The sequence below is a fragment of the Streptomyces sp. NPDC001890 genome, from assembly GCF_042891445.1.
Classification (GTDB): Bacteria; Actinomycetota; Actinomycetes; order Streptomycetales; family Streptomycetaceae; genus Streptomyces.
The window spans coordinates 116,584-142,503 of the sequence record NZ_JBIATE010000004.1; the positions used below are offsets into that span (position 1 = coordinate 116,584).

The window sequence follows — 25,920 nt, forward strand, 5'->3', positions numbered from 1 at the left end:
GAGCGGGTCCGGCGCACTGGTGCCCGGCACAGTTCCCGGGTGGGGTTTTCCCCACCCCTCCCTCGCTCCCGGGGATACGTCGCTGTGTAGGAAAACGTTAAGGAACGGGCCCCTGCCGCAACGTCCTCCGCCGGGAGGAACCGCCCCTGGCGAGAATTAAGGAGCTTCCCCTAGGGGTCTCGACCCCAGGGCGGAGGCCCGTGTCAGGGGCTCCGACCAAAGGTGTACCGAGGGCCTCACCGGACGCCCCCGTTCCCACCCGGCCGCCACCTCCGGTTCACCCGGCCTCACGCAACTGAGCCATTACCGTGGGTAATTCAGGCCACCCTCTCCCCAACAGCCGTACCCACAAGTAATGTTCGCGCATCCGCACGCACCCGCACTCCTGCCTTGCCGCCCGCCCCAGGACCCGAGCCATGCAAGGAGCAGCACCCCGATGTCGCACGGAAACCCGCCCCCCGCACCCCACTCCCCCTGGCCCGGACCGCTGCCGAAGCCGTCCCCTCAGCATCGGCCGCCGCCCCCGCACCACGCCGACTATCTGCTGCCCTGGCAGAGCTCCGAGACCGCCCCCGACTCCGACTCACCGAGCACCGGGGACGCCTCCGGCGCCTCCGCAACCGCGCCCGGCCGCCACAGCGACCTGCGTCGGCTGCGCACCTCGTACCGGTCCCTGCGGCGCACCGCGGCGCTGACCGCGCTCGGCTACTTCGTGGTCTTCCTGCTGCTCTCCGGGTACGCCAAGGACCTGCTGGACCAGCCCCTGTTCGGCGGCCTCAACATCGGCCTGGCCCTGGGGCTCTGCCAGATCCCCGTGACGCTGCTCGCCATCACCCTGTACGAGCGGACCGCCCGGCGCACGGTCGATCCGCTCGCCGCCCGGATACGAAGAGCGGGAGCGGCCCGGTGAACGGATTCGACAACTCCGCGCAGTCGATGTCCCTGGTGGCCTTCCTCGCCGTGGGCACCGTGGCACTGCTGCTCTGCGTGATGACCGGCCCGGACCGCGACGACGTCGACGAGTTCTACACCGGCTCCCGCTCGCTCTCGCCCATGCAGAGCGGCTTCGCCCTCGCGGGCGACTACCTCTCCGCCGCCACGGTGCTCGGCACCACCGGCATCATCGCCCTCACCGGCTACGACGGGATGATCCTCGCCCTGAGCATCACCCTCTCGCTGGTCCTGCTGATGTTCCTGCTCGCCGAACCGCTGCGCAACGCGGGCGGGTTCACCATGGGCGACGTACTCGTACGCCGCGCCCCCGGCCGCGCGGTCCGCATCACCGCCTGCGCGGCCACCCTCGCCGCGCTCGTCCCGATGATGGTCGTCCAGCTCGCCAGCAGCGGCGATCTGCTCGCCTTCATCCTCGGGTTCGACACCTCCGGGTTCCGCACCGGCGCCATCATCGGGCTCGGCACCCTGATGATCGGCTACGCGGCGATCGGCGGCATGAAGGGCACCTCGCTGATCCAGATCGTGAAGACCGTGGTCCTCTTCGTGGCCGCCTTCACCATCGCCGTCATGATCATGAACCGGTTCGACTGGAACACCGACTCACTGCTCTCGGCCGCCCGGCAGAGCAGCGGCGCGGGCGCCGAGTACCTGCGCTCGGGGCTCCAGTTCAAGGGCAGCGGCCTCGACATGGTCAGCTCCGAACTGACCGTGGTGCTCGGTGCCGCCTGCCTGCCCCACGTCGCCATGCGCATGTCGAGCGCCCGCTCCACACAGGCCGTCCGGCGCTCGATGTCCTGGGCGATATCCGTGGTCGCCGCGATCTGCCTGCTGCTCGTCGTGATCGGCTTCGGCGCGGGGGCCCTCGTCGACCACGACGTCATCACCGGCGCCGGGGCGTCCGGGAACAGCGCGATCCTCCAGATCAGCGGCGAGGTCGCGAACGGCACGCAGCTGGGGGCCCTGATCATCACGACGATGACGACGGCGATCTTCCTCACCCTGCTCGCCTCGGTCGCCGGAATGATCCTGGCCTGCGCCAACTCCCTCGCCCACGACCTGTTCGCGCATGGCCTGCACGGGGTGCGCGACCCCGGCCGCAAGCCGCTGGCCGGCCTGTCCGAGATGCGTACGGCACAGGCCTCGGCGATCGTCGTCGGGCTGCTCGCCACCGTTCTCGCGGTCGTGGCCAGACACTGGAACGTGCAGGCACTGGCGACGCTCTCGTTCTGCGTCGGCGCGTCCGCGCTCGCCCCGGCGCTCCTCTACAGCATGTTCTGGCGGCGCTTCACCCGCACCGGACTGCTGTGCACCCTCATCGTCGGCACCCTCACCACCCTGGTGCTGATCACCGGCACCAACCTGGTCTCCGGCTCCCCCTCCTCGGTCTTCCCCGACCACGACTTCAACTGGTTCCCGTTCACCACCACCGGGCTCGTCTCCATCCCGGCCGGATTCCTGGCGGGCTGGCTGGGCACGATCCTCCCCCGCCACACGGCCCCCGCGGCGCGCCGCCTCTACCAGAGCGAGGAGCCCCGAATCCTGGCAGGTGTCCCACCGACACGCCGATGAGCCCGGCCCTCGCACGCTCCACGGCACCCTGTCGGCAGGCAGCACGACGACAGCCCCGCACAACACTCCGGTTCTGGGGTGCGCGGGGCTGTCGTCGTTGCGCGGGGCCGTCGTCGCCGCAGCGGGGTGCGGTCAAGCCGCGCCGAGTGATTCTGTCCGCATGCTGCTCCCGATCATCCACGAGACGGCCGAACCGATCGAGGTCGTTCGTCCGCAGCTTCGACGCCGACCGCGTGCCCGCCCAGGAGTTGCTCCGGCGGTTCCGTGCGGCTGCGGAGAGGCCCGCGTAGCCGGATCGGTCAGGAGTTGCGCCACAGCTGGGCCGGCTCCGAGGCGTCGCACGCCGCCGACTGGACGCCGATGCTGCTGAACATCCGGAGGCAGACGCCCTCGGCGACGTTCACCAGGGTGTGGCCGCTCGATGTCTGGGTGCCGATCCGCCAGACCTGGGAATCGGAGGAGTTGCAGGTCTCGGCCGACACCCCTGCGGGGCCGTTCAGCCTGAGGCAGTTGCCGGTGCCCTGGCCGACGAGCTTGAACTTGCCGCCGGAAGTGGGTTTGTACGTCCACTTGTAGTAGAGCGTGGCCCCGTTGTGCGCCGGTTCGCCGCACACCGAGTTCATGAGCATGGAGCCGCCGTACGAGGACGCCGACTCGCCCAGGCACCGCTTGTTGGACGCGTTCTTGAGGTAGTACTGCCCCGAGGGCGCCGGGACCTGGCCGCCGCCCGAGCCGCCGGAGCTGGATCCGGAGCCCGAGCCGGAATCGCCCGTGGGCTTCGAACCGCCGGAACCGGAACCAGAACCGGAACCGGAGCCGGAGCCGCCCGAGGGGACGGAACCGTCCGAACCGCCATCCGTACCGCCCGCACCGGCGCCGTCGGCGCCGTCCTTCCCGCCCTCGCCGTCCTTCCTGTCCTTGCCGTCCTTCGGCTTGTCGGAGGATCCCGGCTTGGAACTCGACGAGCGGGAGGGCGACTTCGTGGGATCCGCGGAACCGCCGTCCGTCCCGGGGCCGGACGGCCCGGCGGTGACCGAAGGCGTCGCGGCGCCGGAGTCCGCACCGCGCGAACCGCCGATCTGGTACGGCCCGAGCGCCAGGGTCAGGGTCGTGCCCGTCACCACCACGACGGGGAGCGCGATGAGCAGCACCCGGGAGCGGCGACTGCGCTGCTTCTCCGGGACGACGCCGGTCGTCCGGACGTCAGGCAGGGAAGGCACCACGGCAGGGGCGGGCGCCAGGGGCGGCTCCGGCTCGGGCTCCTCGGGCGGCGGCGGGCTCGCCGCGAACGCCGCCCGCTCGGTGATCCGGTCGGTGACGGCCGGCGGCCACAGGGCGGTGACCGCTGCGGGCACCCGGGCGGCGGCGATCTCGTAGAGCTCGGCGGCCGTCGGCCGGTCCGCGGCGTCCTTGGCGAGACAGGACCCGACCACGGCGGCCAGGTCCGGATCGAGGTCCGGCAGCCGCCCGAGGTCGGGTTCGGTGTGCACGATGCGGTAGAAGAGGCCCGGCCCCGACCCGTCACCGAACGGCGGGCGGCAGTTCGCCGCGAAGAGCAGCAGACCGGCCAGCGCGAACACATCCGCCGCACCGGTCAGATCCCGCTCGGCCATGGCCTGCTCGGGGGCCATGTAGGCGGGGGTCCCGATGACCATCCCGGTCCTGGTCACCCTGGACTGGTCGGCCGCCCTGGCCACCCCGAAGTCGATCAGGGTCACACCGTCGAGCGTCAGCATGACGTTGGACGGCTTCAGGTCCCGGTGCACCATCCCGGCCGCGTGCACCGCGCGCAGACCGCCCGCCCCGTCGCGCAGCAGCCGCCACAGACTGTCCGCGGGCAACGGGCCCTCGTTCAGCCGCAGCGCGTCGCTCAGGGTGACACCGGGGATGTACTCCGTGGCGAACCACGGAGGCTGCGCCGTACGGTCACTGGCCAGCAACCGGGCACTGACCCCGGACGGCAGCTTGGCGAGATTGTCGAGTTCGTGCCCGAAGTGGGACAGGAAGTCCTTGTCCGCGGCCAGTACCGGCAGCACCTGCTTGACCGCCGCGTACCGCCCCGCCGCGGTACCGAGATAGACCCGGCCCATACCGCCGGTACCGAGGATGCCGAGCAGCCGGAAGGCGCCGATCCGCCGGGGGTCGTCCGGCTCCGTCGGCGTGGCCCCGCTGCCCTGCAAACGTGACACTTCTTCAGCTCCCCCGTGCATGGCGCCAGGTTAGCCCAGCCCGAACGAACACACGACAACTACCCGGCCAGGCACGGGGCTTGGGAGAGGGGCCGGTCGGCTCAGTCCTCCGCCGGTGCCACCCGTCCGGTGAGCGCCGCGAGCGAATTCCGTACGTGCGTCATGTGCGCCTGCACCTCGTCGCGGCCCTCCTCGTGCTCCCGCACGATCCGCTCCGTCTCCCGGACCACCCGCTCCTCGCTGACCCTGGCCGCCGCGATCAGCTCCGCGGCCCGCGCCTCGGCGTCCTCCTGACCGTGCCGGGCGGCCTCCTCCGTCTCCGCGAGCGCCCGCCGCGCCTCCTCCAGGCGGGCCTCCGCCTGCTCGGTCAGCTCGTCGTGGTGCGCCGCCTGCGCGGCCTCGGCCCCGGCCAGTTCGAGCTCGGCCGCCTGCCACCGCTCGGAGTGCTCCTGCTCCTGGTGCGCGAGGACGCTCTCGGTACGGTGGCCCGTCTCCGCCATCATGGCCTGCGCCCGCTCCCGGACCTCCGCGGCCTCCTCGCGGGCCTCGGCGACGGCCTCGTCGGCAGCGCCCTTCGCCGTCGCCAGCGTCTCGTCGGCGCGCTTCACCGCCGCCGCCCGGATCGCCTCGGCATCCGCCCGCGCCGAGGCCCTCAGCTCCCGGCCCGCCTCGTCCGCCGCGTCCCGCAGCGCCTGCGCCGCCTCCTGGGCGGCACCGCGTACGGACTCCGCCTCGCTTCCGGCGAGCGCCAGGATCTGCCGGGCGCGCTCGCTCAGCGATTCGTAGTTCTGCGGGGCGAGCCCGGCGACGACCTCGCTCAGCCGGACCGACTCCGCCGACAGCTCCTCCACCAGCGCCGTCAGCCGGGACACCTCGTCCAGCGCCGCGTCCCGCTCCGCCGAGAGACCGGCCACCGCGCGGTCCACCTGCTCCGGACGGTAGCCACGTCCGCGTACGCCGACGAAGCCATGCGCGGACACCGGTGCAGAACTCATCCTTGAAGCCTCTTTCCGACTCTCCGACCACCAGCAATACGTCAAGGATGCGGCAATTGACACAGAAGTCGGAATCGATCAGCTGCATTCCGGACGGAAGCGACAGGCATCACAGACCTCGCAAGCATCACGGGTAACGCACGGCACGCGGCACGGCGCCCGGCCCCCTCTCGGGGACCGGGCGCCGTGCCGTGTGCCTGCCGGGTCAGATCAGCCCGTCCCACATCTGTTCGAGCAGTACGGACCACCAGCTCTCCGGCGACGCCAGCGCCGCCGCGTCCAGCGCCACCAGCTGGGCCTGGAAGTCGACCGTCCAGCGGCCCGCCTGCTCCGGGTTGAGCCCGAAGCGCAGCCGCCACATCCGGCCGAGCAGCGCCATCGAGCGCTGGAACTCCGGCAGCCCGGTGTTCACGAACTGCGGCGCCACCGACTGACCGCCCGGCCCCGCCTCGACCGGCACGGCCACGATGTTCGCGGTCCCGTACTGGACGCAGATCGCCCGCCCGAAGTCGGACCCCATGACGAGGTACGACCCCGCGTCGGGCGCGGCCTGCACCTGGCGCTGCGCGGCGAGCTCGCCCAGCGTGGGCACCACCGGCTGACCGGGCTGCGCCCAGAAGAACGGCCCGAAGTCGGCGGGCAGCCCCGCCCACACCAGCGTGCGCGCGACGGTCTCGGGCACACCCTGGCGGGAGACGGCACGCTGGTCGAAACGGCAGATGCCCTGCGGCCCGAAGGTCTGCAGCAGCTCGTCCGCGATGGCCTCCGGCGGCACCGCCGGCGCGGGCGGCATCTGCGGCAGCGGCGCCCGCACCGGCGCCGGACGGGCCGGCCCGTCCGCCACCTGGTGCAGCTCGCCCTGATGGGTGAGCAGATGCTGCATGCCCTGCTGACGGCTGGCGTGATCGGTGCCGTACGGGGCGACGCTGGTGATCCGCACCTGCGGCCAGGTCTCACGGATCATCCGCGCGCAGTAGCCACCGGGCAGCTCACAGGACTCCAGCTCGGTGTGGAGCTCGATGACCTGCTGCGGCGGCACGTTCATCGCCCGCAGCTCGTGCAGCATCTGCCACTCGGGGTGCGGGGTGCCGGGCGCCGAACGCCGGATCAGCTGCTGCTCACTGCCGTCGGGCGCGCGGTAGCGCAGCACGGCCTGGTAGCCGGGCCCGACGGTCGGCTGACCGGCCGGCGCCTGCGGGTACCCGTACGCCGGGGGCGGCGGGGTGTGCGGATTCTGCGGTACGGGGCCGGGGGCCCCACCCTGCGGCGCTCCGGGCGGGCCGGGCGGGCCCGGAGGTGCGGGCGGCTGCGGCGCGCCGGGGCCGCCCATGCTCGGGTCGGCCAGCATCGTCGCGGCATGATGCACCCCGCCACCCGGCGGAGGCGTCGAACCAGGCGGCGGAGGCGGCACCGGAGCACCAGGCACACCAGGCGGACCAGGCGGCTGCGGCGCACCAGGAGCCCCGGGCGGACCCGGAGGCCGGGGCGCGCCGGGGCCGCCCATGCTCGGGTCGGCCAGCATCGTCGCGGCATGATGCACCCCGCCACCCGGCGGAGGCGTCGAACCAGGCGGCGGAGGCGGCACCGGAGCACCAGGCACACCAGGCGGGCCGGGAGGCTGCGGCGCACCAGGCACACCAGGCGGCTGCGGCGCACCAAGGGCCCCGGGCGGACCGGGAGGTGCGGGCGGCTGAAGCGGGCCCGAACCGCCCATGCTCGGGTCGGCCAGCATCGTCGCGGCGTGATGCACCCCGCCACCCGGCGGAGGCGTCGAACCAGGCGGCGGAGGCGGCACCGGAGCACCAGGCACACCAGGCGGACCAGGCGGCTGCGGCGCACCAGGAGCCCCGGGGGCACTGGGCGGCCCCACCTGGGGGGCGAGTTGCGTCGGCAGGTACCCGCCCGCCGGGGCACCGGGCGCACCCGGCCCCGACGGCGGCGGCACGGGAGCGCCCGGCCTGGCGCCGGGAGTCCCGGGAGCACCGGGCGGCGGCGGGGCCGACGGACCGCCACCACGCGCACCGCGCGGCGGCACGACGGCCTTGCTGGTGGCCGCGTCCGCGATGTCACCGGCGCCCGCGCCCGGAGCGCCGGGCCCGCCCGGCGGAACACCAGGGATGCCAGAGCCACTGGAGGCACCAGGGACACCAGGGACACCGGAGCCACCGGGGGCGCCGCCCTGCGGGCCCAGGCCCGGCACGACCGCCGTACGCGGCAGCTGGCTGCCGCCCGACATCAGGGCCGTCGGCGCATCGGCCGGCACGACCGGCGGCGGGGTGCCGTCGTCGTCGGCGCCCGAGAGCGGCGGCGCGAACACCGTGGCCGGCAGCGGCACCGCCCCCTCGTCGCTGTCCGAATTCGTGTCCGTACCCGCCCACGGGGTGGACCCGGCGGGCACGTCCGGCGGCCCCGCCGGGACGCCCACCGGGACACCGTCGTTGGCGGTGGGCTCGTACGCGACCTGCCCGCCGTGCGAACCCGGCGACGGCTGACCGACCAGGGCAGCCGGGGCGGCCGGGGCAGCCGGAGCGACCGGGGCAGCCGGGGCGACCGGAGGCGCCGGGTCCGCGCTCCGGTCCTGGCTCCGGCTGCCGTCCTGGCTCCCGTCCTGGTCCGCGCGGTGATCCGGGATGCCCAGCTTGTCGGCCGCTTCCTGGAGCCACTCCGGGGGGCTCAACAGGAACGACGTCTGATTGAGGTCGATGCGCTGGGGCGGCTCCGGAGCGGCCTCGGCCGTCGCCTGCGCGCCGTACTCCTCCTCGTACCGCCGGATCACCTCACCCACCGGCAGCCCCGGCCACAGGGTGGCCTCACCGCTGTCCCGGGCGATCACCAGCCGCTGCCTGCCACCGTCCGAGACGGGGCCCTCGGCACGGTCCTCGCCCCACACCACGAAGCCCAGCTCGAACTCCCGCACCCGCACCTCACGGTGCTGGTACGCGGGCACGTCGCCGTTGATCCACTCGTCCGCGCGCTCCTGCGCCTGCGCAAAGGTCACCATCGCGCTCACCCCTCCACCGGGACGGCCCGCGCGAAGCCGCCGTCCACCATCAGGTTCGCCACGGTCTCCAGCTCCGGCGGATTGCCCGCCAGACGCTGCAGGAAGGCGTCGAAGTCACTGCCGCACGGCAGCAGCAGCCGGTCCACCCGCTCCTGCACGTTCCAGCCGTCCTGGTCCCGGGCGTCGTCGTACGCACAGAACCAGACCGAGCCGATGCCGTTGCCCTTCACCTTCACCGCGACGATCCCGCCCTGGACGAAGCCGACACCCAGGAAGTCCTTGGTGAGGTGGTCGCGCAGGCACTTGTTCACGTACACCAGGTCGTTCGCGGCGGCCTGCTCGCGCACCGTGAAGAACGGCTGGTCGACCAGGAGCCCCAGCTCCGCGTCGAGCGCCGCGCCCACCGGCGCCGAACCGCCCGCCGCCTTGAGGAACGAGCGGTAGGCACCCGGCAGCCGGTAGCCGAGATCCTCCTCGACACCCTGCACCTGCGACTCGCTCACCGCCACGGCGCCCTTCGGCAGCCGGAAATGCGCGGGCCGGGTCTCCTGCAACGGACGGGTGCCCCGCTTGTTGTGGTCGACCGCCGTGGCGGCCAGGCCGGCGTGGTGCCGCAGCAGCGCCTTCACCTCGACCGGGACCAGCTCCATGCGCCGGCCGCCGGGCACGTGGTGCCACGTCCAGCCGTGCGGAGTGGCGACCGCCGGGATCGTGTCCCACAGCTCATGGCCGCTCGCCGCCAGCGCCGCGTTGGCCGAGACGTAGTCGGTGAGCCGCAACTCGTCGACCCCGAAACCCTGCGGCGGCTCGGCGATCTCGGCGGCGGCACGCGCGTACGGCGCGAAGTCCGGGCTGCCGTTCTCGTCCATACGCACGCCGCCGGGGTGGCGGGACGCCCGGACCGGGTCCGGGAAATGCACGAGCTGCCCGGCGTAGGCCGCGTTCGGTGGCGCGGCTTGCTGCCCGAGCCGACCTGTCGTCATGGCGGTTGCCCCCTGCTGCGTCTGGCTGGTGAGGACCGGCCTGCCCAGGGCAGGCCGGTCCTGGCACAGCCTATGCGGTGGCACAAGGGCCGGTCTCGCCCATGTGACCTGTCCTACGCCTCCCCCTCCGCATCCGTCACGAACCGTCACAACGGCGTGACGGACGAGCGACGCTCCCACCACGGCCGGGCGACACGGCGACACGTTTCACCGCCCCAGCTTCCCCACCAGCCGGGACATTTGGCAGGCTGTCACCGCAACTCGGGGGGCGTGCACATCGCGCAGCTACCGCTGCGGGCACGGGAGGGAAAGCACCATGCACACTGCACAATCAGTCACATCCGGCGATCCACGCCTCAGCTGGAGCAGCACCGGGACCGGCCTCGCACCCCGGCTGCTCCACCGGCGCGACGGCATCCTGCCCGCGGTCGCGGCGGCGCTGTCCGTCCGCGGCGAGACGCTGACGTGCACCGCGGGCAAGGGCGACCAGCCCCCCGTACTGCACCCGCTCGTCCAGGACTTCCTCGACACCCTCCCCAGCGGCCGGCGCGAACGCTTCACCGGCCGCTGCCCCGAGGCGATACTGCTCTCCCGGCAGCTCACCGCGGCGGAGACGACCCGCTCCAAGCGCGCCCAGCGCAAGCCGCTGACCAACGGCGAGGCCCGGCGCGCCCTGAAGCACTCCCGGCTCACCGCACGGCGCATCCGTGAGGACGGCGACCCGATGCACGGCAGCTACGCGCCGCCGTGCCGCTCCTGCGCGGCGATGCTCGCCCACTTCGGCGTACGTCCCGTCGACCTCACGACCACCGGGGCGGCGACCACCGCCGAGAAGGGCTGACCGCACGCCGATGCACGACCGAACCGACGTACCCGAACAGACAGGCCCCGCGGACCGCGACCGGAACTCCTCCACCCGCTTCCCCGTCGCCGTGGACGCCGCCCTGCGCACCGCGGGCTGGCAGCCCGGCCGCTGGGACATCCGGCAGGCCGAGGAGTGGGCCGACGCCCTGCGCTCGCACACCTCGCCCGCCGGCCACCAGCACGCGGTCTTCCCCGCGGCCGTGGAGGCGTGGGCCGAATTCGGCGGACTCCACATCACCGCGTCCGCGCCGGGCCGCCAGATCGCACCCGCCCCGGTACGCATCGACCCGCTGAGCGGACTCCACCTCGCCCGCACTCTCGGCGACCTCGGCCGCGCCCTGGAGACCGAGGTCAGCCCGCTGGGCGAGGAAGGGGACGGACAGGCGGTCCTGGCGATCGACACCGAGGGCCGCGTCTACAGCATCGACCACACCGGCGACTGGTACCTCGGCCCGGACATCGACCAGGCACTGGCCACCCTGATCACCGGCATCCAGCCGGACCGCCTCGTCTCGGACTGACCCCGCGGGGCCGTACGGGCGGCTCGCCCCTCCGCTGCCCGCGGAGCCGGCCGGCTCCTCGGCTCAGGCAGCCACCCCGGCTCAGGCAGCCGCGGTCCCCCCGGCCGGCAGCACCGCCGACACCCGGAAGCCGCCCGCCTCCGTCGGACCCGAGACGAAGACACCGCCGAGCCCCAGCACCCGCTCCCGCATCCCGACCAGGCCGTTGCCCCCGCTCGGCAGCCCCGCGTCCGCCGTGGCCGCGTCCGACGGACCGTTCTCCACCTGCATCGCGACCTCCGCGTCCCGGTGCGCCAGCCGCACCCAGGTCTTCGCGCCCGCCGCGTGCTTGTGCACGTTCGTCAGGGCCTCCTGCACCACCCGGTACGCCGTCTGCTCGACCGCGGGCGGATACGCGCGGGCCTCGCCGTCCACCGACAGCTCCACCGTCATCCCCGCCGCCCTGGACTCCCCCACCAGGGTCTCCACCTCGTCCAGCCGCGGCCCGTCCTCCGTCGCTGCCGCCGCGGCGGCGGCAGCGGCCCGGCCCACCGAGGCCAGCGGCACCGGGGCCGGCCGGTCCGTCACCGACTCCCCCGCACGCAGCACCCCGAGCATCTCGCGCAACTCGGTCAACGCCTGCCGGCCCATGTCACCGACCAGCGCCGCGTTCCGCACCGCCTTCGCCGGATCCTTCGGCGCGACGGCCTGGAGCGCGGCGGCGTGCACCACCATCAGGCTGACCCGGTGGGCGACCACGTCGTGCATCTCGCGGGCGATCCGGTGGCGCTCCTCCGCACGCGCCCACTCGGCCCGCTCCTCCGCCCGGTCGGCGAGCAGCGACAGCTCCCGCTCCAGCGAGTCCGCCCGCTCCCGCAGGCTCTCCATCAGCCGCCGCCGGGCCCCTATGTAGAGGCCGAACAGCACCGGCGGCGCGGTGAGCCCGAGCGACATGAAGAGGGACATCAGCGGTACGTACCAGTCGCCGGGCCCGAAATCGGCCTGCTCGTCGACGCTCTGCCGCAGCCGTACATAGGTGACGATGAACGTCCCCGCGAAGGACATCCCCATCAGCACCGCGGTGATTCTCCGCGGCACCTCGGAGGCGGCCAGCGTGTAGAGGCCGACCAGGCCCATCAGGAAGCCCATCTCGGCGGGCGTCGTCGCGATCGCGACCAGCACCACGGCGATCGGCCACCGCCGCCGCACCACCAGCACGGCCCCCGCCAGCAGCCCGAACAGCACCCCCACCGGCACCGGCAGCCCGGTGTCCCCGGCGAACTCCACCCCCTCCAGCGCGCATTCCAGCGCCGACAGGAGCCCGAGCCCCACATCCAGGGCGACACCCCGCCGCCGCTCCCACCACCAGTAGCCGCGGGTGGTCGGTCCCGCCGCTTCCCGGTCTGCCCCCGTTGCGGTCATGCCATCCACCCTACGGGCGGTCGCACCTCATTTTCGGGCGACCTGGACCGCACGTACGCCTGCGAAACAGAGAAGGAACGACTACTTATCGCTTGAAATGGTGAATCGAGCAGACTTTCGCACCGGACGTTCGCATTCCGGACGACGCTCGTCGCATGACGGAAATCACGAGCAAGTACGCCAACTTCGAAGCCCTGCGCGAGCAGGCCGTCGCCCTGCGCCGGGAGGGCCTCAGCCGCCGCCAGATCCGCGACCGGCTGTTCGTGGACAACAACGACATCCTGAACCTCCTTCTGGAGGGCGAGCCCGCCCCGGAGTGGACCAAACGCCCGAACGCCAAGGACGACCTGCGCGCGAAGGCCCGGGAGCTACGCCTCCAGGGCATGACGTACGACCAGATCCAGGTGGAGCTGGGCTGCTCGAAGAGCTCGATCTCGCTGTGGGTGCGGGATCTGCCGAAGCCGGAACGCAAGCGGACACGGGAGGAGGCGTCCGCCATCGCGCGGCGCGGCTGGGAGGTCACGCTTCGGCAGCGCGACGCGGAGCGCCAGGAGACAAGGACACAGGCACAGAGCGAGATCGGCACCATGAGCACGAACGAGTTGTTCCTGCTCGGCGTGGGCCTCTACTGGGCGGAGGGCTCCAAGTCCAAGCCGCACCGCACTCAGGAGCGGGTTTCGTTCATCAACAGCGACCCGGACATGATCAAGGTCTTCCTCGCCTGGCTCCGCCTGCTGGGAGTGGGCGACGATCGACTCCGCTTCCACGTGCACATCCACGAGACGGCCGACGTCGCGTCGGCGGAGCGGTTCTGGGCCGACCTGACGGGCGCCGATACGTCCGCATTCGGCAAGACGACGATCAAGAGCCACTCCCCGAGGACCAACCGGAAGAACGTCGGGGAAGGTTACCGGGGCTGTCTGGTGGTGCGAGTTCTGAAAAGTGCCGACCTGTACCGTCGCATCGAGGGCTGGTGGTACGGCATAGTAGGGGCTGCCTCAGTACCCGATCATCAAATTCGGGCACAACGGACAATCTATCCCGGGTCGTCTAATGGCAGGACAAATGGTTTTGGTCCATTGAATGAGGGTTCGATTCCTTCCCCGGGAGCTTCGTGACGGGCCCCGGCCTCCAAGGCCGGGGCCCTCACCCATGTCCGCTCACCAGCCCCCCGGTATCCTTCGGGTGTCCACCACCCGAAGCCGAAGGGCATTTCCGTGAGCTCCGAACGCCCGGCAGCCGTCGTCGTCCTCGCAGCGGGTGAGGGCACCCGCATGAAGTCGAAGACTCCCAAGGTTCTGCACGAGATCTCCGGGCGATCGCTCGTCGGACATGTCGTCACCGCCTCCCGCGAACTGGACCCCGAGCACCTCGTCGTGGTCGTCGGCCACGGGCGCGAGCAGGTCACCGCGCACCTCACCGCCGTCGACGACCGGCTGCGCACCGCCCACCAGGCCGAGCAGAAGGGCACCGGCAACGCCGTGCGCGTCGGGCTCGACGAGCTCGGCGGCACCGTCGAGGGCACCGTGATCGTCGTCTGCGGCGACACCCCGCTGCTCTCCGGCGAGACGCTCTCCGCGCTCGCCGCCACCCACACGGCCGACTCCAACGCCGTCACCGTGCTGACCGCCGAGGTGCCGGACTCCACCGGCTACGGCCGCATCGTCCGCGACCCGGCCGACGGCGCGGTCACCGCGATCGTCGAGCACAAGGACGCCACCGACGCCCAGCGCGAGATCCGGGAGATCAACTCCGGGGTCTTCGCCTTCGACGGCCTGCTGCTCGCCGACGCCCTCGGCAAGCTCCGCACCGACAACAGCCAGGGCGAGGAGTACCTCACCGACGTCCTGTCCATCCTGCGCGAGGCCGGGCACCGGGTCGGCGCCTCGGTCGCCGCCGACCACCGCGAAATCCTCGGCATCAACAACCGCCTCCAGCTCGCCGAGGCCCGGCGGCTGCTGAACCAGCGGCTGCTGGAGCGCGCCATGCTGGCCGGCGTGACCGTCGTGGACCCGGCGTCCACGCTGATCGACGCCACCGTCACCTACGAGCGCGACGCGATCGTGCACCCGGGCACCCAGCTCCTGGGCACCACGCACCTCGGCGAGGACGCCGAGGTCGGCCCGAACTCCCGGCTCACCGACACCGTCGTCCGCGCGGGCGCACGCGTGGACAACACGGTCGCGGACCGGGCCGAGGTCGGCGAGGGCGCGACGGTGGGTCCGTACGCCTATCTGCGGCCCGGCACCAGGCTCGGCGCGAAGGCCAAGGCCGGTACGTACGTGGAGATGAAGAACGCCACGATCGGCGAGGGCACCAAGGTCCCGCACCTGAGTTACGTCGGCGACGCGACGATCGGCGACCACACCAACATCGGTGCCGCGAGCGTCTTCGTGAACTACGACGGCGTGGCCAAGCACCACACCACGATCGGCTCCCACTGCCGTACCGGGTCGGACAATATGTTTGTGGCTCCTGTCACGGTCGGGGACGGCGCATACACCGCGGCCGGCTCGGTCATCACCAAGGACGTACCGCCCGGTTCGCTGGCCGTGGCCCGCGGCCAGCAAAGGAATATCGAGGGTTGGGTGGCCCGCAAGCGTCCGGGAAGCGGCGCCGCGCAGGCGGCTCAGGCCGCAGCTTCGGAGCGCGACAGCGAAAGCTGACCGGAAACAGGTACGCCGCGCACGGCGTACCGTGATAGATGCTCACCCCATTTCGGCTGGCTCGTTGCGCATCGGGACACATGCGCGCAGCGCCAGGAACACGTCTGAGGAGACTGTGCTGTGACCGGGATCAAGACGACCGGCGAGAAGAAACTGATGCTCTTCTCCGGCCGCGCCCACCCCGAGCTGGCCGAGGAGGTTGCACACCAGCTGGGTGTCGGCCTCGTGCCGACGAAGGCCTTCGATTTCGCCAACGGTGAGATCTACGTCCGCTTCCAGGAGTCGGCCCGTGGCGCCGACTGCTTCCTGATCCAGAGCCACACCGCTCCGATCAACAAGTGGATCATGGAGCAGCTCATCATGCTGGACGCGCTGAAGCGCGCCTCGGCCCGCTCCATCACGGTGATCGTGCCGTTCTACGGCTACGCCCGCCAGGACAAGAAGCACCGCGGCCGCGAGCCGATCTCGGCCCGCCTGGTCGCGGACCTGATGAAGACGGCGGGTGCCGACCGCATCCTCACCGTGGACCTGCACACGGACCAGATCCAGGGCTTCTTCGACGGCCCGGTCGACCACCTCTTCGCGCTGCCGATCCTGGCCGACTACGTCGGTGCCAAGGTCGACCGTTCGAAGCTGACGATCGTCTCCCCGGACGCCGGCCGCGTACGCGTCGCCGACCGCTGGTGCGACCGTCTGGACGCCCCGCTGGCGATCGTGCACAAGCGCCGTGACAAGGACGTCGCCAACCAGGTGACCGTCCACGAGGTCGTCGGCAATGTGAAGGGCCGGGTCTGTGTCCTGGTCGACGACATGATCGACACCGGTGGCACCATCTGCGCCGCCGCCGACGCCCTGTTCGCGCACGGCGCCGAGGACGTCATAGTGACGGCGACGCACGGTGTGCTCTCGGGCCCGGCCGCGGACCGGCTGAAGAACTCCAAGGTCAGCGAGTTCGTCTTCACCGACACCCTGCCGACCCCGGGCGAGCTGGAGCTCGACAAGATCACGGTGCTCTCGATCGCGCCGACGATCGCGCGCGCGGTGCGTGAGGTCTTCGAGGACGGCTCGGTCACCAGCCTCTTCGAGGAGCAGTAGGAGCAGTAGGAGCGGCAGGAGCAGCAGGAGCAGCAGGAGCAGCAGGAACCGCGGTTCCGAAGATCCACTTTGGGGGCGGCCTCCCCGCCGGGTAGACTCACTGAGTTGCTCGGCGAGGGAGGCCGTACTCATGTGTACGGCGGTCCGTTATCGACGCGCTCTTCGTAGCAGGCCTGTCGTGGGCCGGGTGACCGTCCGAGTTCCGTCACCCCACGAGGAGTGCAGTCATGGCTGAGGTCAAGCTCGCCGCCCAGGTCCGTACCGAGTTCGGCAAGGGCGCCGCCCGTCGCACCCGCCGCGCCAACCTGGTCCCCGCCGTCATCTACGGCCACGGTGCCGAGCCGGTCCACGTCACCCTGCCGGGCCACGACCTGATGATGGCGCTCAAGACCGCCAACGTCCTGATCGGTCTGGAGATCGACGGCAAGGACGCCCTGGTCATCCCGAAGGCCGTGCAGCGCAACCCGCTCAAGGGCGACATCGAGCACGTCGACCTGCTGACCGTCAAGCGCGGCGAGAAGGTCAACGTCGAGATCGCCGTGCACGTCGAGGGCGACCTGGCCCCGGGCGGCAACCTCCTGGAGTACGTGCAGAACACCCTGCTCGTCGAGGCCGAGGCCACCCACATCCCGGAGTCCGTCACGGTCTCCGTCGCGGGCCTGGACGCCGGTGCGTCCGTTCTCGCCAAGGACATCACGCTGCCCAAGGGCGCCGTGCTGGCCGGTGACGAGGACGCCATCGTGCTGCAGGTCGTCGCCGCGCAGGCCGAGGAGCCGGCCGCCGAGGCCGAGGGTGAGGGCGCGGAGGCCTGAGCCTCGCCCGCACTGCTTGACTGACGGGGTGGCGGTTCCTTGTTCGAGGACCCGCCGCCCCGTTTCCCTGTATCCGGGCCGTTCCCCGTATCCGGGCCGTCCGGAACCATCCGTACACGAGGAGACCGAGCGCAGATGTCCGACGCCACCGACCCCTGGCTCATCGTGGGCCTCGGCAACCCCGGTCCCGAGTACGCCGCGAACCGGCACAACGTCGGCTTCATGGTGGCCGATCTCCTGGCCGAGCGGATCGGCGGGAAGTTCAAGCGCGCGCAGAAGGCGCAGGCGCAGGTCGTGGAGGGCCGCATGGGTCCGCCCGGACCGGCGAACCGGCGGGTGATCCTGGCCAAGCCGATGTCGTACATGAATCTCTCGGGCGGCCCCGTCACGGCGCTGCGCGACTTCTACAAGGTGCCCACGGACCACATCGTGGCGATCCACGACGAGCTGGACATCGACTACGGGGCGCTGCGGCTGAAGCTGGGCGGCGGCGACAACGGGCACAACGGGCTGAAGTCGATGACCAAGGCGATGGGGGCGGACTATCACCGGGTCCGGTTCGGGATCGGGCGGCCGCCGGGGCGGATGCAGGTCGCGGACTTCGTGCTGAAGGACTTCTCGTCCACCGAGCGCAAGGAGCTCGCGTATCTGGTGGACCGGGCGGCGGACTCGGTGGAGTGCCTGCTCGCGGAGGGTCTGGAGCGGGCGCAGAGCGCGTACAACTCGTAGCGGTCAACTCGTGGCGGCCACTCGTGGCGGCCTCGTTGCTCGTTGCTCGTTGCTCGTTGCTCGTACAACTCTGACATTCCTGTCGCTACCCCGGCGATTTTCAGCCATGAGTTGACCAGTGGTGCCGGTCTGCCCAAGGATCGCTCCCCATGAAGCGGAGCACCTCACACCGCGCCCTGGTCTACGCCCGCAACGCCGCCATGGGCTGTGTCGTCCTGTTGCTGCTGGTGGCGGGTGTGCTGTCGTCGTGGGACGAGGCGCAGCACATCGTTCTGGCCAAGGGCCGTGAGCACGGCACGATGACCGTGACCGGTTGTGGGGCCGATGTCTGTACGGGGCCTTTCACACCGTCGGGGCCGGCCGACGCACGTGCCCGGGTGACGATCGACAAGTCCGTCGCGGCGCGGCGGGGTGACCGGTTCCCCGTGGTGGTCAAGCCGGGTACGGACGATGTGGTGCGGACCGGGACGCCGGGTTTTCTGCATGCCTGGGTGCCGCTGGGCGGTGCGCTGTTGCTGGCGGGGCTGGTGATCGGTGGTGGTCTGCGGCTGTCCCGGACCGGCTGGGGCACCGCGATCGCGGGAGCGGCCCTGCTCGTGGCGACGTTCATCGCGCTGTGAGCAGGGCCGCGGCCGTTTCGGGGTGTCTGTGCCGGGTGTCTCAGCCGGTGTTGCGCAGACCGGCGGCGACACCGTTCACGGTGAGCAGCAGGGCCCTGGCGAGCAGCGGGTCGGGCTCTTCGCCGCGTGCGGCGGCTTCGCGCTGGCGGGCGAGCAGCGATACCTGGAGGTAGGAGATGGGGTCCAGGTAGGCGTCGCGGATGGCGAAGGTCTGCTGGAGCACCGGGCTGGTGCCGAGGAGTTCGGTGGAGCCGGTGACCTTGAGGACTTCCTGCACGGTGAGTGCGTGCTCGGCCTCGATGTTGTCGAAGACGTGCTTGAGTTCGTCGGGGACGAGGGTGTCGACGTAGTGGCGGGCGATCCGCAGGTCGGTCTTGGCGAGGGTCATCTCGACGTTGGAGATGAAGTTCTGGAAGAAGTGCCAGTGTTCGTGCATTTCGTCCAGGACGGTGTCCAGGCCGGCTTCGCGCAGTGCCTTGAGCCCGGAGCCGACGCCGTACCAGCCGGGGACGATCTGGCGGGACTGGGTCCAGCCGAAGACCCACGGGATGGCGCGCAGTCCGTCGAGCGAGACACCCGAGCCGGGGCGGCGGGAGGGCCGCGAGCCCAGGTGCAGGTCGGCGAGCTGGTCCACCGGTGTGGAGGCGAGGAAGTACGTCGGCAGGTCCGGGTCCTCGACGAGCTTGCGGTACGCGGCGTGCGCGGCGTCGGAGACGGTGTCCATCGCGGCGTCCCAGCGGGCCAGGGCCTCGTCGGACTGGCGGGGTGCGGTGTGCAGCGCGGAGGCCTGGAGGGTGGCCGCGACGGTCAGTTCCAGGTTCTCCCGGGCGAGGGCCGGGATGAGGTACTTGTCGGAGATGACCTCGCCCTGCTCGGTCACCTTGATCTCGCCCTCCAGGGTGCCCCAGGGCTGGGCGAGGATCGCGTCGTGCGAGGGGCCGCCGCCGCGGCCGACGGTGCCGCCGCGGCCGTGGAAGAGGCGCAGGCGCACGCCGTAGCGGTGGGCGACGTCGCGCAGTCGGCGCTGGGCGCGGTGGATCTCCCACTGGGAGGTGGTGATGCCGCCGAACTTGGAGGAGTCGGAGTAGCCGAGCATGACCTCCTGGACGTCGCCGCGCAGCGAGACGAGGCGGCGGTAGGAGGGGTCGGCGAGCATCTCGTCGAGGATGACGTCGGCGGCGCGCAGCTCGTCGGTGGTCTCCAGGAGCGGGACGATGCCGATCTTGGCCCAGCCGGCGTGCAGGTCGATGAGGCCGGCTTCGCGGGCCAGTACGGCGGCGGCGAAGACGTCGTCGGCGCCCTGGCACATCGAGATGATGTAGGACTCGATGACTTCGGGGCCGAAGCGCTCGAAGGCTTCCTTGACGGTGTGGAAGACGCCGAGGGTCTTCTCGCCGGCGGCGTCGAGCGGGGCCGGGGTCGGGGCGAGCGGGCGGCGGGAGCGGAGTTCCTTGGCGAGGAGCTTCTGCCGGTAGTCGCGGGGCATGTCGGCGTAGCGCCAGGATTCCTCGCCGAGCCGGTCGAAGAGCTGGCCGAGGGCGTGGTGGTGGGCGTCGGCGTGTTCGCGGACGTCCATGGTGGCGAGCTGGAGGCCGAAGGCGGCGAGGGTGCGGATGGTGCGGGCCAGCCGTCCGTCGGCGAAGAGTCCGCCGCGGTGCTCGCGCAGTGAGGTCTGGATGAGTTCGAGGTCGGCGATGAGTTCGGCGGTGCCGAGGTAGTCGCAGCCGGGGCGGTGCGGGGTGCCTGCGGCGAGGCGTTCGCGGGTGTTGACGAGCTTCTGCCGGATGCAGGTCGCCTTGAGGCGGTAGGGCTCCTCGGCGTTCAGCCGCTTGTAGCGGGGGCTGATCTCGGGGAGGCGTTCGAGGTCGGCTTCGAGGGAGGCCAGCAGTTCGTCGGTGGCGCCGGTGTAGCGGATGGAGTTGGAGAGCAGTCCGCGCAGGTGGTCGATGAGTTCGAGGGCGTCGGTGATGCCGTGCTCGTGCTGGAGGATCAGCACTTCCCAGGTGACGGCGGGCGTCACGTTCGGGTTGCCGTCGCGGTCGCCGCCGATCCAGGTGCCGAAGGTGAGGGGGCGGGTGCCCGCGGGCAGTTCGACGCCGACGCGTTCGAGTTCGGCGGCGAGGTCCTCCAGTACGTCGCCGACGGCGTTGGCGTGGAGTTCGTCGAGGTAGTAGATGGCGTTGCGGGCCTCGTCGGCCGGTTCCGGGCGGACCACGCGCAGTTCGTCGGTCTGCCAGATGAGGTCGATGTTCTCGGCGAGCCGGAGGTCCTGGCGGCGTCGGTCGGCCTCGACGACGGGGGTCTCCAGGAGCGCGGCGATGCGGCGGAGCTTGTTCAGCACGGAGCGCCGGGCGGCTTCGGTGGGGTGCGCGGTGAAGACGGGCCGTACGTTGAGGTTCTTGACGGTCTCGCGCAGGTGGACGGGGTCGGCGTCCTTGAGCCGGTCGGCGGTGCGGGCGAGGAGCCCGCCCTCGGCGGCGCGGCGGTCGCGCATCTCGTGGGCGCGGTGGACCTGCTCGGTGACGTTGGCGAGGTGGAAGTAGGTGGAGAAGGCGCGCACGAGCTGCGCGGCGGTCTCCAGGTCCGTGTCGCCGAGGAGCTGGGCCGCGGCCTCGCCGTCGGTGCGGGTCAGGGCGCGGACGCGCTCGACGAGGTCGAGGAGTTCCTGGCCCTCCTGGCGTACGAGGGTCTCGCCGAGGAGGTCGCCGAGGCGGCGGATGTCGGCGCGCAGCTCGGGGCTGGCGGCAGGGGTCTGGTCGGCACTGCTCACGGTGTGCGGCTCCTTGCAGTGGTTGAGCACGGGGTTTCTCCCGGGGCCGCGGCAGGCAGCGGCCACAGGGGTCTCCGGGGCCGCGACAGGCAGCGGTGCCGGTGCCACCCCGGGGAAAGCAGAGTGCGGACCGCGCTGTCCGACCCCACCAGGATAGGTGTCCGCTCCGTCGGCGCCGCTCGCGGCCCGATCGGGTTTCCCCTCGGTGGGAGGCCCGCCGCGCTCTCGTGCGGTGGGCCGTTCCGCTGCCATACTTACGTTGCCGTAGGTTACGGGTGCGTAGCCAGAGCTATCCGTCGTGTTCCTCATCTTCCTCATCCCCAGGGGACCCCCCATGAACACCAGCCCCGCTGTGATCGCCGACGCCCAGCCGTCGGCGGCCGACGATCGGGCTCTTCCCTCCGCCACGCTCGGCGGGGACAACAAGCGGTCGATCGAGCAGTTCGCCCTGCTGCTGTTCATCGTGGTGCCGTTCGTGGCGCTGGTCGCGGCGGTGCCGCTGGCCTGGGGCCGCGGTGTGAGCTGGCTCGATCTGGGCCTGCTCGTGGCGATGTACTTCATCGGCTGCCACGGCATCACGATCGGCTTCCACCGCTACTTCACGCATGGCTCGTTCAAGGCGAAGCGTCCGCTGCGCATCGCGCTCGCCGTGGCCGGTTCGCTGGCCGTGGAGGGCCCGCTGGTGCGCTGGGTGGCCGACCACCGCAAGCACCACCGTTTCTCCGACGCGGAGGGCGACCCGCACTCGCCGTGGCGCTTCGGCGAGAGCCTGCCCGCCCTGATGAAGGGTCTGTGGTGGGCCCACATCGGCTGGATGTTCGACGAGGAGCAGACTCCGCAGCAGAAGTACGCCCCCGATCTGATCAAGGACCCGGCGCTGCGCGCCGTCTCCCGCCACTTCATGACCTTCACGGCCCTGTCGCTCGCGATCCCGCCGCTGGTCGGCGGCCTGGTGACCATGTCGTGGTGGGGTGCGGCGACGGCGTTCTTCTGGGGCTCGCTGGTCCGGGTGGCCCTGCTGCACCACGTCACCTGGTCGATCAACTCGATCTGTCACGCGGTCGGCAGGCGGCCCTTCAAGTCGCGCGACCGGTCGGGCAATGTGTGGTGGCTGGCGGTGCTGTCCTGCGGCGAGTCCTGGCACAACCTGCACCACGCCGATCCGACGAGCGCCCGGCATGGTGTGATGCGTGGTCAGATCGATTCGAGTGCCCGGCTGATCCGCTGGTTCGAGAAGCTGGGCTGGGCGCACGACGTGCGCTGGCCGGACTCCGCCCGGATCGAATCCCGCCGTGTCGAGTCCCGGCGCGACCCCGAGCGTGCCGACGCGGCATGATTGACGACGTGGCGACCGACTCCAGCACCAGCAACGAGAAAAACCGTCCTTCCTCTTCCACCCGGCGTACCCGCCGGGTGCGGATGACGGGCAAGGAACGCCGCGAGCAGTTGCTGGACATCGGTCGCACGCTCTTCGCCGACAAGGGCTTCGAGGGCACCTCGGTCGAGGAGATCGCCTCGCGCGCCGGGGTCTCCAAGCCGGTCGTGTACGAGCACTTCGGCGGCAAGGAGGGCCTGTACGCCGTCGTGGTCGACCGCGAGATGCGCCAGCTCCTGGACATGGTCACCAGCGCGCTGACCGCGGGCCATCCCCGCGAGCTCCTGGAGCAGGCCGCGTTCGCCCTGCTCGACTACATCGAGACGTACACGGACGGCTTCCGCATCCTGGTCCGCGACTCCCCCGTGGCCCAGTCGACCGGCACCTTCGCCTCCCTCATCAGCGACATCGCCACCCAGGTGGAGGACATCCTGGGCCTGGAATTCAAGGCCCGCGGCTTCGACCCGAAGCTGGCCCCCCTGTACGCGCAGGCGCTGGTCGGCATGGTCGCCCTGACCGGCCAGTGGTGGATGAACGCCCGCAAGCCGAAGAAGTCGGAGGTCGCCGCCCATCTGGTGAACCTGGCCTGGCACGGTCTGGAGAACCTGGAGTCGAAGCCGAGGCTGATAGGGCACCGCAAGAGCTGACCGGGGCCGGTGCCCCGCGCCGCCGGCTCGGTCAGGGGTGCGTCCGGGCGCCCTTGAGCACCTTGTCGACGCCGTTGCGGGAGGCCGTGGACGCGCTGTGACGGTCAGCCGTCCACCGGCTCCAGGAACTCCAGCCGGTTCCCCACCGGGTCGTGGCTGAAGAAGCGCCGGTGCCCCGGCAGGTCGCCGTCCCGGCGCACCTCGGCGCCCCGTTCCTCCAGCCGGGCCGCGTACGCCTCGATGTCCGTGACGCGCAGCCCGGGGTGGGCCTTCTTCGCCGGGCGGAAGTCCGGTTCGATGCCGAGGTGGAGCTGGACCGGGCCCGCCTGGAACCAGCAGCCGCCGCGGGCCGCGAGGGCCGGGGGCTTGGCGATCTCGGTCATGCCGAGGGTGTCCGCGTAGTAGGCGCGAAGGGCGTCCTCCGAGCCCGGCGGGGCGGCGAGCTGGACGTGGTCGAGGGCGGCGATCATCACTTCTCCTTGCGGGCGACCGCGAAGATGCGGCGGAACGGGAAGACGGTGCCGTGCGGGCCCTGGGGGTAGGCGGTGCGCAGCAGGTCGCGGTATTCGGTGAGGAAGGCGTCGCGGGCCCCGGGGTCGTCGGCGAGGGCGGTCAGGACGGGGCGCAGGCCGGTGCCCTTCACCCAGTCGAGGACCGGGTCCTGGCCGGGCAGGAGGTGCAGGTACGTGGTCTCCCAGACGTCCGCGGTGATGCCGGGGGCGGTCAGCGCGTCGAGGTAGGCGGTGGGGGTGAGCACCGCGTCGGCGTGGCGCAGTGCGCCGGCGAGGCGGCTGCGCCAGCGCGGGGAGCCGGCGAGTTCCCGCATCAGGACGTGGCTGGGCTGGTCGAAGTTGCCGGGGACCTGGAAGGCGAACGTGCCGCCGGGGGTGATCGCGTCCAGCCAGGCCGGGAAGCGGGCGGCGTGGCCCGGGACCCACTGGAGCAGGGCGTTGGAGACGATCAGGTCGTGACGCTCGGCGGGAGTCCAGGTGGTGGCGTCGGCCTCGGCGAAGTCCAGGTGGGGGCCGGCGTGGGCGCGGGCCCGTTCGAGCATCTGCGGGGAGTTGTCGTAGCCGGTGATCCGGGCCGCGGGCCAGCGGTCGGCGAGCAGGACGGTGACGTTGCCCGCGCCGCAGCCGAGGTCGGCGATGCGGGGCGCGGGGGCGGTCGGGAGTTCGGCGATGCGGGCGAGGAGGTCGAGGAAGGGGCGGGTGCGGTGGTCCGCGTGGCGCAGGTACTGCTGCGGGTCCCAGGTGGGTGCGGTCATGGCAGTCAGGGTCACGCACACATATCTTGATGTCAAGACACTTGAGTTCAAGAGACTTCATGTCGACAGACCCCTTACACTGATCCACATGGAGGACGAGGTCGACCGATTGGTCGCTGCATGGCGCCGCGAGCGCCCCGACCTCGACGTGGAACCACTCGAGGTGCTCAGCCGCGTCTCCCGCCTGGCCCGCCATCTGGACCGGGCCCGCCGGATCGCCTTCTCCGAGCATGATCTGGAGCCCTGGGAGTTCGACGTACTGACGTCCCTGCGTCGCGCGGGCGCCCCGTACCAGCTCTCCCCCGGCCAGCTCCTCACGCAGACGCTGGTCACCTCCGGCACGATGACCAACCGCATCGACCGCCTGACCAAGAAGAACCTCGTCGAGCGCCTCCCCGACCCCAGCGACCGCCGCGGCGTGCTCGTCCGGCTCACCGCCGAGGGCCGCGACAAGGCCGACCAGTCGCTGGCCGGGCTGCTCGCCCAGGAGCGCGCCATCCTGAGCGAGCTCTCCACCCAGCAGCGGGGCGAACTGGCCGGACTGCTACGCCAGTTGACCGCCCCGTTCGACAACATTCCCGGCTAGCCGGGCCGACGCCGGATCGGCCGGGCCGACGCCCGCCCGCCTGGCCAGGGCGACCGCGGCCAGGGTGGAGTGCACGCCCAGTTTCCCCAGCACGTTCTGCATATGGGTACGGACCGTGTGCGGGGAGAGGAAGAGCCGCTCGGCCACCGCCTTGCGGCCCAGGCCCGCCACCATGCAGCGCAGCACCTCGCGTTCGCGCGGCGTCAGCGACTCGACCAGCTGCTCGCTCTCCGTACGGTGCTTGCGCGCCGCGGTCAGCTCCCGCAGCACCCCGGTGAGCAGCGCCGGGGGCAGGTGCGTCTCGTCCCGCAGCACTCCGCGGATGACGGCGAGCAGCCGTTGCAGCGAGCAGTCCTTGGCGACCCAGCCCGACGCCCCGGCCTGGAGCGCGAGCGCGGCCCGGACCGGGTCGTCCTTCTCGGCCAGCACCACCGTGCGCACGGACGGCCGGCCCGAACGGACCCCGGCCACCAGGGAGATGCCGTCCACCCGGTCGCTCTCCCCGTCGGCGGGGACCGGTACGGGCGCCCGTCGGCCCCCCGCCGCGCCCAGGATGCCCAGCTCGGCGTCGACCAGCATCACGTCGTAGCCGCGCCCCTCGGCGGCGGCCCGCTCAAGGCACCGCAACGCTGCGGGGCCGCTGCCCGCCGCCGCCACATCGACGTCGGGCTCGGCCGCGAGCGCCGCTGCGAGCGACTCGGCGAAAATACGGTGGTCGTCCACCACGAGAACCCGGATACGAACCACAGGCACCCCCATGCCGCGTCTGTTCCTGGGCCACCCCCGGCCCACCGAAGGGGCCGACCAGTACGGGTACGGCGACCCGGATCGGTAACCGGACCGCAGTCCCACGGCCGCCGCCGTGTGTCGACTGCT

21 protein-coding genes, 1 tRNA gene and 1 pseudogene are annotated in these 25,920 nt (G+C 71.7%); 14 read left to right on the plus strand and 9 right to left on the minus strand.

The features are described 5' to 3' along the window. The first annotated feature begins 436 nt into the window (after positions 1-436). The gene (locus ACFYY1_RS15055) at positions 437-910 is read left to right on the plus strand and encodes a DUF485 domain-containing protein (RefSeq protein WP_388584926.1); all 474 of its coding nucleotides are present in this window, start codon (positions 437-439) and stop codon (positions 908-910) included. Continuing rightward, a complete protein-coding gene (locus ACFYY1_RS15060; RefSeq protein WP_388584927.1) occupies positions 907-2,523 on the plus strand; it encodes a cation acetate symporter in 1,617 nt (538 codons plus the stop codon). The genes ACFYY1_RS15055 and ACFYY1_RS15060 overlap by 4 nt, the downstream gene beginning before the upstream one ends. Positions 2,524-2,822: 299 nt before the next feature. Here ACFYY1_RS15060 and ACFYY1_RS15065 read toward each other — a convergent pair whose 3' ends face one another. The 4 genes from ACFYY1_RS15065 to ACFYY1_RS15080 form a co-directional block, all read right to left on the minus strand. After that, the gene (locus tag ACFYY1_RS15065; protein ID WP_388584929.1) at positions 2,823-4,712 is read right to left on the minus strand and encodes a protein kinase; all 1,890 of its coding nucleotides are present in this window, start codon (positions 4,710-4,712) and stop codon (positions 2,823-2,825) included. 101 nt (positions 4,713-4,813) lie between these two features. Further along, a complete protein-coding gene (locus tag ACFYY1_RS15070) occupies positions 4,814-5,707 on the minus strand; it encodes a cellulose-binding protein (RefSeq protein ID WP_388584931.1) in 894 nt (297 codons plus the stop codon). Positions 5,708-5,912: 205 nt separating this feature from the next. Beyond that, the gene (locus ACFYY1_RS15075; protein WP_388584933.1) at positions 5,913-8,708 is read right to left on the minus strand and encodes an SUKH-4 family immunity protein; all 2,796 of its coding nucleotides are present in this window, start codon (positions 8,706-8,708) and stop codon (positions 5,913-5,915) included. A gap of 5 nt (positions 8,709-8,713) precedes the next feature. Then, positions 8,714-9,691, minus strand: a complete 978-nt coding sequence (locus ACFYY1_RS15080; protein ID WP_388584935.1) for an SMI1/KNR4 family protein — start codon at positions 9,689-9,691, stop codon at positions 8,714-8,716. 316 nt (positions 9,692-10,007) lie between these two features. Between ACFYY1_RS15080 and ACFYY1_RS15085 the strand changes: the two genes are divergently transcribed. Both ACFYY1_RS15085 and ACFYY1_RS15090 read left to right on the plus strand, forming a co-directional pair. Continuing rightward, on the plus strand, positions 10,008-10,532 hold the full coding sequence (locus ACFYY1_RS15085) for a YwqJ-related putative deaminase (protein ID WP_356083251.1): 525 nt from the start codon (positions 10,008-10,010) through the stop codon (positions 10,530-10,532). 10 nt (positions 10,533-10,542) lie between these two features. Next, positions 10,543-11,076, plus strand: coding sequence for an SUKH-3 domain-containing protein (locus tag ACFYY1_RS15090; protein ID WP_351253108.1), 534 nt, complete (start codon positions 10,543-10,545; stop codon positions 11,074-11,076). A gap of 81 nt (positions 11,077-11,157) precedes the next feature. Here ACFYY1_RS15090 and ACFYY1_RS15095 read toward each other — a convergent pair whose 3' ends face one another. Further along, positions 11,158-12,477 (minus strand): sensor histidine kinase, encoded by a 1,320-nt coding sequence (locus ACFYY1_RS15095; RefSeq protein WP_388584937.1) that lies wholly within the window; start codon positions 12,475-12,477, stop codon positions 11,158-11,160. A gap of 155 nt (positions 12,478-12,632) precedes the next feature. On the opposite strand from ACFYY1_RS15095, the pseudogene ACFYY1_RS15100 reads away from it, so the two are divergent. From ACFYY1_RS15100 to ACFYY1_RS15130, 7 genes and pseudogenes are all read left to right on the plus strand, one after another. Continuing rightward, a pseudogene (locus tag ACFYY1_RS15100) lies at positions 12,633-13,499 on the plus strand (hypothetical protein); the annotation flags it as partial. 17 nt (positions 13,500-13,516) lie between these two features. Next, positions 13,517-13,587 (plus strand) — tRNA-Gln (locus ACFYY1_RS15105). A gap of 107 nt (positions 13,588-13,694) precedes the next feature. Then, entirely contained in the window at positions 13,695-15,143 is a 1,449-nt protein-coding gene (gene glmU / locus ACFYY1_RS15110) for a bifunctional UDP-N-acetylglucosamine diphosphorylase/glucosamine-1-phosphate N-acetyltransferase GlmU (protein ID WP_388584938.1), read from the plus strand. Between the two features lie 120 nt (positions 15,144-15,263). Then, positions 15,264-16,238 (plus strand): ribose-phosphate diphosphokinase, encoded by a 975-nt coding sequence (locus ACFYY1_RS15115; RefSeq protein WP_030976866.1) that lies wholly within the window; start codon positions 15,264-15,266, stop codon positions 16,236-16,238. Between the two features lie 227 nt (positions 16,239-16,465). Then, positions 16,466-17,050, plus strand: a complete 585-nt coding sequence (locus tag ACFYY1_RS15120) for a 50S ribosomal protein L25/general stress protein Ctc (protein WP_388584939.1) — start codon at positions 16,466-16,468, stop codon at positions 17,048-17,050. Positions 17,051-17,185: 135 nt separating this feature from the next. Continuing rightward, positions 17,186-17,779: an aminoacyl-tRNA hydrolase gene (gene pth / locus ACFYY1_RS15125; protein WP_072487451.1), complete on the plus strand. Its 594-nt coding sequence runs from the start codon at positions 17,186-17,188 to the stop codon at positions 17,777-17,779. 149 nt (positions 17,780-17,928) lie between these two features. Then, positions 17,929-18,399: a hypothetical protein gene (locus tag ACFYY1_RS15130; protein WP_388584942.1), complete on the plus strand. Its 471-nt coding sequence runs from the start codon at positions 17,929-17,931 to the stop codon at positions 18,397-18,399. Positions 18,400-18,439: 40 nt separating this feature from the next. Here the strand turns inward: ACFYY1_RS15130 and ppc are convergent, their stop codons facing one another. Then, on the minus strand, positions 18,440-21,169 hold the full coding sequence (gene ppc / locus ACFYY1_RS15135) for a phosphoenolpyruvate carboxylase (protein WP_388584944.1): 2,730 nt from the start codon (positions 21,167-21,169) through the stop codon (positions 18,440-18,442). A gap of 334 nt (positions 21,170-21,503) precedes the next feature. On the opposite strand from ppc, the gene ACFYY1_RS15140 reads away from it, so the two are divergent. Continuing rightward, complete coding sequence (locus ACFYY1_RS15140; RefSeq protein ID WP_388584947.1) at positions 21,504-22,505, plus strand: acyl-CoA desaturase; 1,002 nt, start codon at positions 21,504-21,506, stop codon at positions 22,503-22,505. Next, the gene (locus ACFYY1_RS15145) at positions 22,502-23,191 is read left to right on the plus strand and encodes a TetR/AcrR family transcriptional regulator (protein ID WP_351253100.1); all 690 of its coding nucleotides are present in this window, start codon (positions 22,502-22,504) and stop codon (positions 23,189-23,191) included. The genes ACFYY1_RS15140 and ACFYY1_RS15145 overlap by 4 nt, the downstream gene beginning before the upstream one ends. A gap of 104 nt (positions 23,192-23,295) precedes the next feature. On the opposite strand, the gene ACFYY1_RS15150 is transcribed toward ACFYY1_RS15145, so the two are convergent. Then, positions 23,296-23,661 (minus strand): VOC family protein, encoded by a 366-nt coding sequence (locus ACFYY1_RS15150; protein ID WP_388584949.1) that lies wholly within the window; start codon positions 23,659-23,661, stop codon positions 23,296-23,298. Then, entirely contained in the window at positions 23,661-24,458 is a 798-nt protein-coding gene (locus ACFYY1_RS15155; protein WP_388584951.1) for a trans-aconitate 2-methyltransferase, read from the minus strand. Before ACFYY1_RS15155 ends, ACFYY1_RS15150 begins: the two co-directional genes overlap by 1 nt. 88 nt (positions 24,459-24,546) lie before the next feature. On the opposite strand from ACFYY1_RS15155, the gene ACFYY1_RS15160 reads away from it, so the two are divergent. Continuing rightward, complete coding sequence (locus ACFYY1_RS15160) at positions 24,547-25,044, plus strand: MarR family winged helix-turn-helix transcriptional regulator (RefSeq protein ID WP_383719149.1); 498 nt, start codon at positions 24,547-24,549, stop codon at positions 25,042-25,044. On the opposite strand, the gene ACFYY1_RS15165 is transcribed toward ACFYY1_RS15160, so the two are convergent. Next, positions 25,003-25,803 (minus strand): LuxR C-terminal-related transcriptional regulator, encoded by an 801-nt coding sequence (locus ACFYY1_RS15165; protein ID WP_388584953.1) that lies wholly within the window; start codon positions 25,801-25,803, stop codon positions 25,003-25,005. The two genes, ACFYY1_RS15160 and ACFYY1_RS15165, sit on opposite strands and share 42 nt — an antisense overlap. Positions 25,804-25,920: the final 117 nt, after the last annotated feature.

Coding starts and splice junctions, on each gene's coding strand:
- ACFYY1_RS15155 (WP_388584951.1), bottom strand. CDS start 24,458: ATGACCGCACCCACCTGGGACCCGCAGCAGTACCTGCGCCACGCGGAC.
- pth (WP_072487451.1), top strand. CDS start 17,186: ATGTCCGACGCCACCGACCCCTGGCTCATCGTGGGCCTCGGCAACCCC.
- ACFYY1_RS15140 (WP_388584947.1), top strand. CDS start 21,504: ATGAACACCAGCCCCGCTGTGATCGCCGACGCCCAGCCGTCGGCGGCC.
- ACFYY1_RS15150 (WP_388584949.1), bottom strand. CDS start 23,661: ATGATCGCCGCCCTCGACCACGTCCAGCTCGCCGCCCCGCCGGGCTCG.
- ACFYY1_RS15085 (WP_356083251.1), top strand. CDS start 10,008: ATGCACACTGCACAATCAGTCACATCCGGCGATCCACGCCTCAGCTGG.
- ACFYY1_RS15090 (WP_351253108.1), top strand. CDS start 10,543: ATGCACGACCGAACCGACGTACCCGAACAGACAGGCCCCGCGGACCGC.
- ACFYY1_RS15080 (WP_388584935.1), bottom strand. CDS start 9,691: ATGACGACAGGTCGGCTCGGGCAGCAAGCCGCGCCACCGAACGCGGCC.
- ACFYY1_RS15075 (WP_388584933.1), bottom strand. CDS start 8,708: ATGGTGACCTTTGCGCAGGCGCAGGAGCGCGCGGACGAGTGGATCAAC.
- ACFYY1_RS15120 (WP_388584939.1), top strand. CDS start 16,466: ATGGCTGAGGTCAAGCTCGCCGCCCAGGTCCGTACCGAGTTCGGCAAG.
- ACFYY1_RS15145 (WP_351253100.1), top strand. CDS start 22,502: ATGATTGACGACGTGGCGACCGACTCCAGCACCAGCAACGAGAAAAAC.
- ACFYY1_RS15160 (WP_383719149.1), top strand. CDS start 24,547: ATGGAGGACGAGGTCGACCGATTGGTCGCTGCATGGCGCCGCGAGCGC.
- ACFYY1_RS15130 (WP_388584942.1), top strand. CDS start 17,929: ATGAAGCGGAGCACCTCACACCGCGCCCTGGTCTACGCCCGCAACGCC.
- ACFYY1_RS15165 (WP_388584953.1), bottom strand. CDS start 25,803: ATGGGGGTGCCTGTGGTTCGTATCCGGGTTCTCGTGGTGGACGACCAC.
- ACFYY1_RS15070 (WP_388584931.1), bottom strand. CDS start 5,707: ATGAGTTCTGCACCGGTGTCCGCGCATGGCTTCGTCGGCGTACGCGGA.
- ACFYY1_RS15055 (WP_388584926.1), top strand. CDS start 437: ATGTCGCACGGAAACCCGCCCCCCGCACCCCACTCCCCCTGGCCCGGA.
- ACFYY1_RS15095 (WP_388584937.1), bottom strand. CDS start 12,477: ATGACCGCAACGGGGGCAGACCGGGAAGCGGCGGGACCGACCACCCGC.